The sequence below is a fragment of the Sulfitobacter sp. HI0040 genome, assembly GCF_001634885.1.
Lineage (GTDB): Bacteria > Pseudomonadota > Alphaproteobacteria > Rhodobacterales > Rhodobacteraceae > Sulfitobacter.
In genome coordinates this window covers 1-6,874 of the sequence record NZ_LWEX01000137.1, presented here as the reverse complement: position 1 = coordinate 6,874, position 6,874 = coordinate 1, and the positions used below count along the sequence as shown (strand labels likewise).

At 62.2% G+C, this 6,874-nt stretch carries 7 protein-coding genes; 5 read left to right on the top strand and 2 right to left on the bottom strand.

Translation table 11 applies throughout. The features are described from left to right. Window positions 1–79 precede the first annotated feature (79 nt). Together A3728_RS09810 and A3728_RS09805 are read left to right on the top strand one after the other, a co-directional pair. Window positions 80–874 (top strand): phytanoyl-CoA dioxygenase family protein, encoded by a 795-nt coding sequence (locus A3728_RS09810; RefSeq protein WP_067922831.1) that lies wholly within the window; start codon window positions 80–82, stop codon window positions 872–874. 104 nt (window positions 875–978) lie between these two features. Beyond that, a complete protein-coding gene (locus A3728_RS09805) occupies window positions 979–2,211 on the top strand; it encodes an MFS transporter (protein WP_067922827.1) in 1,233 nt (410 codons plus the stop codon). Window positions 2,212–2,227: 16 nt separating this feature from the next. On the opposite strand, the gene A3728_RS09800 is transcribed toward A3728_RS09805, so the two are convergent. Beyond that, on the bottom strand, window positions 2,228–3,466 hold the full coding sequence (locus tag A3728_RS09800; protein WP_067922816.1) for a urate hydroxylase PuuD: 1,239 nt from the start codon (window positions 3,464–3,466) through the stop codon (window positions 2,228–2,230). Window positions 3,467–3,567: 101 nt separating this feature from the next. Here A3728_RS09800 and A3728_RS09795 point away from each other — a divergent pair, with 101 nt between their 5' ends. Continuing rightward, on the top strand, window positions 3,568–4,500 hold the full coding sequence (locus A3728_RS09795; protein WP_067922813.1) for a LysR family transcriptional regulator: 933 nt from the start codon (window positions 3,568–3,570) through the stop codon (window positions 4,498–4,500). Here the strand turns inward: A3728_RS09795 and uraH are convergent. Continuing rightward, entirely contained in the window at window positions 4,485–4,838 is a 354-nt protein-coding gene (gene uraH / locus A3728_RS09790) for a hydroxyisourate hydrolase (protein WP_067922808.1), read from the bottom strand. The two genes, A3728_RS09795 and uraH, sit on opposite strands and share 16 nt — an antisense overlap. 150 nt (window positions 4,839–4,988) lie before the next feature. Here uraH and puuE point away from each other — a divergent pair, with 150 nt between their 5' ends. Beyond that, window positions 4,989–6,401, top strand: a complete 1,413-nt coding sequence (puuE, locus tag A3728_RS09785) for an allantoinase PuuE (protein WP_067922807.1) — start codon at window positions 4,989–4,991, stop codon at window positions 6,399–6,401. Further along, window positions 6,398–6,874: ureidoglycolate lyase (locus A3728_RS09780; protein WP_067922833.1), on the top strand; the 477-nt coding region annotated here is incomplete at its 3' end. The genes puuE and A3728_RS09780, both read left to right, overlap by 4 nt.

Here is a 6,874-nt window from a genome sequence, read left to right as displayed (position 1 = left end):
CTAATAATATTATCGTTAGATATTATTAGACGTTAAATCCTACCTCCCGTATCACCGGTGGCAAAGGAGGATCCAGCCCATGCATGCACTTCTCAGTCAGGACCACATCGACAGTTTCCAGCGCGACGGCGTCGTTCTGATCAAGGGCCTGTTCGCCGATCACGTGGATACCATCCGCAACGGGATAGAGCGGAACATGCACGACCCCGGCCCCTATGCGGCCGAGAACCTGAAAGAAGGCGAAGGCGGGCGGTTCTTCGACGATTACTGCAACTGGACCCGCATCCCCGAGTTCGAGGAGGTGATCCGCAATTCCCCCGCCGCCGAGGTCGCCGCCGATCTGATGCAATCGAACCGCGTGCAGGTTTTCCATGATCACGTGCTGGTCAAGGAACCGGGCACCTCGAAGGCGACGCCGTGGCATCAGGACGGGCCCTATTACTTCGTGGAGGGCAGGCAGAACGTCAGCTTCTGGTCGCCGATGGACCCGGTCAAGGGCGCGAGCCTGCGCTGCGTCGCGGGAAGCCACGCGTGGGAAAAGCCGGTACTGCCGACCCGCTGGCTGGCGGAGACGAGCTTTTACCCGAACGAGGACGATTACATGGCCGTGCCCGACCCCGATGCCGAAGGCATGGAGGTCAAGGAGTGGGAGATGGAGCCGGGCGATGCCGTCGCCTTTCACTATGGCACGCTGCACGGCGCCCGGGGCAATACCACCGAAACGCGCCGCCGCGCCTTTTCGCTGCGCCTGCTTGGCGATGACGCGCGGTACGTGGAACGCCCGGGCCCGACATCCCCACCGTTTCCGGGCCATGACATGACGCCGGGGCAGGTTTTGCGCGAAGACTGGTTTCCGGTTATCTATCAACGCTAGGTTAGCCCGGGTTTCGAACACTAGGTTCCGCAGCCCGGGCTTCCCCGGAAATCCGAAGGTGCATCGCCCTGTCGCGCATGCGCCATCATAGAAAGGCACCTTCGATGACGCAGCCACAGCAAACGTCGTCGCTGGTGTCGATCGTGACGATCCTGATCTGTGCCGCCTTGCTCTTTGCCGGGAACGGGCTGTTTCAGACCCTGTTGCCCATCCGGGCGGGGCAGGAAGGATATTCCGCCGCGCTGATCGGTTTGTTGGGCACCGCCTATTTCGGGGGCTTCACCCTTGGGTGTTTCATCGGGCCCAAGCTGATCCGCGCGGTGGGGCATGTACGCGTTTTTGCCGGATTGACCGCCTTGCTCACCGCGACCATCCTCGCGTTCCCGCTCTATATCGATCCGCTGATCTGGGGCCTGCTGCGGGTGGTGAGCGGGGCCTGTCTGGCGGTCTTGTACATCGTGGCCGAAAGCTGGCTGAACGATGCCTCCTCCAACACCAACCGGGGGCGCATTCTGTCGGCCTATATCGTGGTCAGCAATATCGTGACGATGATCGGACAACTGCTGGTCAACGCGTCGGACACGCTGGAAGTCACGCTTTTTCTGATCGTGGCGATCCTGATCTGCCTCTCCATCGTCCCGCTGAGCCTTACGCCCACCCCGGCCCCGACGCCTGTGCCTTCGGCCCGGCTCGACCTGCGCAAGCTTTACGCGGTGTCGCCGGTCGGGGCGGTCGGGTGTTTTCTTGCCGGTACGGCAGAGGGCGCGTTCTGGTCGCTGGGGCCGGTCTTTGCCCAAGGTAGGGACATGATCACCGGCGAGATCGCGCTGCTGATGGCGGCCTTCGTTCTGGGCGGCACGCTGTCTCAATGGCCCCTCGGCTGGATCTCGGACAAGATCGACCGGCGGATCGTCATCGCCGCTGTTTCCTGCGGGACGGTGGTTTCGGGCCTCGCCATCGGCTTCGATGTCACCACACCGGGGCTACCGACGCTGGCGCTTGCGGCCATGCACGGGGCGCTGATGATCCCGATCTATGCGCTGTGCATTTCCCACGCCAATGACAGTATCCCGAACGAACGCATGGTCGAAACCAGCAGTGGGCTGATCCTTGCCTTTTCCATCGGCGCGACGATCGGGCCGCTGGCCGCCGCGCTGTTCATGGGCGACGACCGCGAAGGCGGCCTGTTCGTATTCATCGGGCTTGTCCTGCTTTCGTTGGGTCTCTTCACCCTCTACCGGATGAGCATCGACAGCCGCGGCCACCTCAGGGCGAAGAAGCATTATTCAGCTACATCCGCCGCGTCGCCCGCCGTTTTCCCGACGGAAACCGAATAGCGACGGAGGTTTTCAATCAGTCCGCCGCGCGGGCTTCACGGTACCAGTCGACGATGGCTTGACGGTTTTCCTCCGTCATCGTGGCGATGGCATTGGGGGGCGGCATGGCATGGCTCAACCCGGCCTGTAGGTAAATGCCCCGGGCGTGGCGGGCGATGTCCCCTTCGGTTTCCAGATGCACCCCCTTCGGCGCCCAGCGGATGCCATCGTAGAAAGGCTCCCGCGCATGGCACATGGAGCAGTTGCCCCGTACGATATCCACCGCGTCCCCGAACCCTTCGGCAGAGGCGAAGACCTGTTCGGAGGGTGTAAGTTCTCGCGCCTCCGCCTCCTCCAGCGTGTCTGTCGGTCGGGCCGACGACAGCCAAGCGATGAAGAGCATCAGCAGCGCCGTCACCGCCCAGGTCCAGTGCGGGCCGCTGCCGGTTCTGTGCATCGTGTTGAAGTAATGCCGGATCGTGACACCGGTCAGGAAAATCAGGCTGGCGATGATCCATGCATATTGCGTCCCGAAGGACAGCGGATAATGGCTCGACAGCATCAGGAACACGACCGGCAGGGTCAGGTAGTTGTTGTGGGTCGAACGGACCTTGGCGATCTTGCCGTATTTCGGGTCCGGTTTGCGCCCCGCCTTGAGGTCTTCGACCACGATGCGCTGGTTCGGCATGATCTGGAAAAAGACGTTGGCCGTCATGATCGTGGCGGTGAAAGCGCCCAGATGCAGCAACGCCGCGCGCCCTGTGAAGATCTGGTTGTAGCCCCATGACATCGCCACGAGGATCACGAACAGCAGCAACATCAGGATTGTCGGGTGATCGGCGAGCTTGGTCTTGCACATGAAATCATAAGCCAGCCAACCCAGCGTCAGCGACCCGCCCGAGATCACGATACCCTGCCAGAGCGACAGATCCGCCTTCGTGGGATCGAGCAGAAAGATCTCTCCCCCCACCCAGTATATGATCATCAAAAGCGCCGCCCCCGACAGCCATGTCGTGTAGCTTTGCCATTTGTGCCAGGTCAGATGTTCCGGCATCCGCTCCGGCGCCACGAGGTATTTGGTCGTGTGATAGAACCCGCCGCCATGCACCTCCCACTCTTCGCCGTAGGCCCCCTCCGGCATGTCGGGCGCGGGTTTGAGCATCAGGTCCAGCGCGATGAAATAGAACGACGCCCCGATCCACGCCATGGCCGTGACCACATGCAGCCAGCGGACGGAAAAGGCGATCCAATCCCACAAGACGGCGAAATCATACATGCGCGAATCCTCCCATGCCCAAGGTGAAGGACAGTCTATGATACAGGGCTCTTTTCTGCTATCATGGCAAATTACCAAGCAGCATCAAAAATTCCGGAAGAATGTCCTATCTCGACAACATACGCACCTTTGTGCGCGTTTACGAACTCGGCAGCATGTCGGCGGCCGGTCGGGATCTGCGCATATCGCCTGCGGTGACGTCCTCCCGGATTTCACAGTTGGAGGAACATCTGAGCGTCCGGCTCTTTCAGCGGACGACGCGCAGTCTTGCGCCCACCGAACAGGGCAAGGCGTTCTACGGCGGAGCCTGCGAAATACTGGAATCCGTCGAAAACGCCGAGGCGCAGGTCGTCAACATCACCGAAAATCCCAAGGGCGCGCTCTATGTCGCGGCACCTCTGGGCGTGGGCAGACGGCTGATCGCACCGCAGGTGCCGCTGTTTCTCAAGGAATATCCGGAAGTTCTGGTCCGGCTGCGGCTCACCGATCGCAAGGTCGACCTGACCACCGAAGGGCTCGACCTGTCGTTCTTTCTGGGCCAGCCCGAAGACAGCAACCTGCGCATCCGCAAGATCGCCGATGTGGAACGCGTGCTGGTCGCCTCCCCGCAGTATATCGAAGCCCACGGCAAACCTGCGTCGGGCGACGATCTGACCGGGGGAAAACATGAATGCCTGAACCTGCGCTACCCCGGTGCGACGGAATTCCAGTGGCGGCTGGTCACCGCGGATGGCCCGCGGAAATTCCGCGTCGCGGGACGCTATGAATCCGATGATGGTGACGTACTGACGGACTGGGCCCTTGGCGGGCACGGGATCGCGATGAAGCCGGTATTCGAGGTGGCCGACCACCTGAAGGCGGGCCGGCTGGTAACCGTGGCCGAAACGACCCCGCCGGAGCCCATCCAGATGGCCTGTCTCTTTACCCACCGCCGGGGGCAGGATCCCAAGACGCGCCTCTTCATGGAATTCATCATCGACAAGATCAGCAAGGTGGTCCGCGATAGCTCCGGGCAGGTTCAGCTGCCCCGATAGGTGGCATAGCCGAAAGGCGACAGCAGAAGCGGCACATGATAATGCGAAGCCTCGGACATACCAAACCGCAGCGGAATGACATCCAGAAACCGTGGTTCTTCCGGCGGGGTGCCCACCGCATCGAGATAGCGACCGGCATGGAACACCAGTTCATAAACGCCACGCTCAAAGCTCCCGGCGGGCAGGATATGTTCATCCGTGCGCCCGTCACCATTCGTGACCAGCGTCTTCAGGTGCCTGCGCGCCTCGCCTTCGATCCTGTAGAGCTCGATCTGCATCCCCGCAGCCGGAAGACCGCGCGCGGTGTCGAGTACATGCGTGGTGAGATATCCGGGCATCGTCAGGCTCCTTCACTGTCACGCCGTTATAGTCATCGCCCCGCCAAAGGGGCAAAGTGGCGCGGAGTATATGCTCCTTTGTGTTTTTCTTGAAAATCATCCCGATTGTTTCGGTTTATTGAGATGCGGGATCAATGAAAGGACCGGCCCGTGAACCGCTACCCCAGAGACCTGACCGGATACGGAGCGACCCCGCCCGCCGCCAACTGGCCCGGCGGGGCCAGGATCGCCGTGCAGATCGTGCTCAATTACGAAGAGGGCAGCGAGAACAACATCCTCCACGGCGATACCGCCTCAGAGGCGTTCCTGTCCGAGATCACCGGCGCGCAACCATGGCCCGGCCAGCGGCACTGGAACATGGAATCGATTTATGAATACGGCGCCCGGGCGGGGTTCTGGCGGCTGCACCGGATGCTGGGGGATCTGCCCATCACCGTCTACGGCGTTGCGACCGCACTGGCCCGCGCGCCCGAACAGCTGGCCGCGATGAAGGCCGCGAACTGGGAAATCGCCAGCCACGGACTGAAATGGATCGAACACAAGGACATGCCGGAAGAGGAAGAGCGCGCCCAGATCGCCGAAGCGATCCGCCTGCACACCGAAGCGGTCGGCACCCCACCGCGCGGCTGGTATACCGGGCGCTGCTCCGACAACACCGTGCGGCTGGCCGCGGAAACCGGGCAATTCGCCTATGTCGCCGACAGCTATGCCGACGACCTGCCCTACTGGCTGTCCTTCGGCGGGAAGGATCAGCTGATCGTGCCCTACACGATGGATTGCAACGACATGCGCTTTGCGATTCAGGCGGGCTTCACCACCGGGAACCAGTTCGAAGACTATTTGAAGGACAGTTTCGACTGTCTCTATGCCGAAGGCCAGCAAGGCCGGCCCCGGATGATGTCCATCGGGCTGCATTGTCGCCTGGCGGGCCGCCCGGGCCGCGCGCAGGCATTGCAGCGGTTCATCGACCATGTCCGCTCCCACGACGGGGTGTGGTTCGCCACCCGTGAACAGATCGCCGACCACTGGGCGCGGGAACATCCGCCGACACGGTCGCAACGCCCCTCAGAGATGGATCGCGATACTTTCGTCAGGGAATTCGGCGGCGTGTTCGAACACAGCCCATGGGTGGCCGAAGGCGCATACGCGCTGGAGCTTGGGCCGACCCACGACACCGCGCAGGGCATCCACCAGATCCTGGCGCGGGTGTTCCGGCGCGCGGAGGAGGAAAAGCGCCTCGCCGTGTTGAACGCACATCCCGATCTGGCGGGCAAACTGGCGCAGGCCAAACGGCTGACGACTGACTCCACGGCGGAGCAGGCCTCAGCCGGGTTGGACGCGCTGACGGACGCGGAGCGGCAAAAGTTCACCGAACTGAACGACGCCTATACCGGCAAATTCGGCTTTCCCTTCATCATCGCCGTGCGGGACAACACCAAGGCTTCCATCATGGCCGCATTCGAACGCCGCATCGGACAGGACCGCGAGACCGAATTCGCCGAAGCCTGCAAACAGGTGGAGCGTATCGCCGAACTGCGTCTGAGGGAGAAGTTTTCATCATGACCAAACCGCTCAAGACCCGGCCCCTGACGCGGGAAGCATTCGCGCCCTACGGGAACCTTCTGGATGCCTCCGGCACGCCCGACAAGATGATCAACCGGGGGAAATGCGCCCGGTTTCACGACCGTGCGCAGCTCGATTTCAACGATGGCCGCGCGGGCATCAGCATCTTCCGGGGTGAGCGGGAAACGCTGCCCTACACGCTGGAGATGATGGAGCGCCACCCAGAGGGCAGCCAGGCCTTCATTCCCATGTCGGCAGATCCGTTTCTGGTGATCGTCGCCGCCGACAAGGACGGCGCGCCGGTCGATCCGCAGGCCTTTGTCACCGCACCGGGGGAGGGTGTGAATTTTCACAAGGGCACATGGCACGGGGTGCTGACACCACTGGCGGAGCCCGGGCTTTTCGCCGTGATCGACCGGATTGGGGAGGGCGCCAACCTCGAAGAACACTGGTTCGAAGAACCATACATCATC

Coding starts and splice junctions, on each gene's coding strand:
- A3728_RS09810 (WP_067922831.1), top strand. CDS start 80: ATGCATGCACTTCTCAGTCAGGACCACATCGACAGTTTCCAGCGCGAC.
- A3728_RS09805 (WP_067922827.1), top strand. CDS start 979: ATGACGCAGCCACAGCAAACGTCGTCGCTGGTGTCGATCGTGACGATC.
- A3728_RS09800 (WP_067922816.1), bottom strand. CDS start 3,466: ATGTATGATTTCGCCGTCTTGTGGGATTGGATCGCCTTTTCCGTCCGC.
- A3728_RS09795 (WP_067922813.1), top strand. CDS start 3,568: ATGTCCTATCTCGACAACATACGCACCTTTGTGCGCGTTTACGAACTC.
- uraH (WP_067922808.1), bottom strand. CDS start 4,838: ATGCCCGGATATCTCACCACGCATGTACTCGACACCGCGCGCGGTCTT.